Source organism: Cellulomonas triticagri, from assembly GCF_003696205.1.
GTDB classification, from domain to species: domain Bacteria; phylum Actinomycetota; class Actinomycetes; order Actinomycetales; family Cellulomonadaceae; genus Cellulomonas; species Cellulomonas triticagri.
This window is the reverse complement of record NZ_RFFI01000258.1, coordinates 1-1,405: the sequence shown is the minus strand read 5'-3', so window position 1 is coordinate 1,405 and position 1,405 is coordinate 1. Positions and strand designations below refer to the sequence as shown.

Here is a 1,405-nt window from a genome sequence, read left to right as displayed (position 1 = left end):
CGCGGAGCTCGCCGCGCTGGGGGACCGGGCGGCGGACGCGTCGGCGTTCCTCGGCGCCGCGGACCGCGTGCTGCTGGGCGTCGGCGCGAAGGTGGCGCCGCTGCTGCCGTCCGCCGTCGTGCCCGCCGCCCGCATCCGGCTGCGCCAGCTCGTCGGGCACCTCGTCGCCGACGCGGGCCCCGGCCTGGCCCCGCACATCGCCCGCGCGAAGCGGGACGGGTTCCGGCTCAACCTCAACCTGCTGGGCGAGGCCGTGCTCGGCGAGGACGAGGCGAACCGCCGCCTGCAGCGCGTCTGCGAGCTCGTCGCGCGCCCCGACGTCGACTACGTGTCCGTCAAGGTCTCCGCCGTGGCGAGCCAGCTGTCCACCTGGGACACCGAGGGCAGCGTCCGCCGCGTCGTGGACCGGCTGCGCCCGCTGTACCGGGTGGCCGCCGAGTCGGGCACGTTCCTCAACCTCGACATGGAGGAGTACCGGGACCTCGCGCTGACCGTGCGGGTGTTCGACGAGCTCGTGAACGACCGCGCCGTGCGCGGCCACGAGCTCGGCATCGTGCTCCAGGCGTACCTGCCGGACACCAGCGCCGCGCTGGAGGAGATCACCGCCATCGCCCGGCGCCGCGTCGAGGCCGGGGGAGCGCGGCTCAAGGTCCGCCTCGTCAAGGGCGCGAACCTCGCGATGGAGCAGGTCGAGGCCGAGCTGCACGGCTGGGAGCAGGCGCCCTACGCGGGCAAGCCCGACGTCGACGCGCACTACGTGCGCCTCGTCGAGCGGGCCCTGGACCCGGCGCGCACCGACGCGCTCCGGGTGGGGGTCGCCAGCCACAACCTCTTCCACGTCGCGTACGCGCACCTGCTCGCCGGGCAGCGGGGCGTCACCGAGGCGCTGGACGTCGAGATGCTCCAGGGCATGGCCCCCGCGCAGGCGCGCGCCGTGCAGCGCGACGTCGGCCAGGTGCTGCTCTACACGCCCGTCGTCGCGCAGCAGGACTTCGACGTCGCGATCTCCTACCTGGTGCGCCGCCTGGAGGAGAACTCCGCGCACCAGAACTTCCTGCACGCCCTGTTCGCCGAGGGTGACGTCGACCTCGGCGACACCACCCGCGGCGTCGGGGGCCAGGAGCAGGCGTTCCTCGCGTCCGTCCGCGACGCGGCGACCGTGCCGACCACCCCGCGCCGGCTGCCGCGCGCCGACACGACCGTGCGGCCCGGGGAGTTCCGGAACGCCGCCGACACCGACCCGGCCGTCCCCGCGTCCCGCGAGTGGGCCGCCGCGCTGGTCGCCGCCGACGTCGAGCCGCCCGCCGGTGCCGTCGAGGTGACGGACGTCGCGGAGGTGGACGCCGTCGTCGCCCGGGCCGTGGCCGCCGCACCCGCGTGGTCCGCCCGCCCGCCCGCCGAGCGC

1 protein-coding gene is annotated in these 1,405 nt (G+C 76.4%); it reads left to right on the top strand.

What is annotated here, in order from left to right; translation table 11 throughout:
* On the top strand, positions 1-1,405 hold a 1,405-nt coding region (locus tag EBM89_RS20690), incomplete at both ends, for a proline dehydrogenase family protein (RefSeq protein ID WP_199732232.1).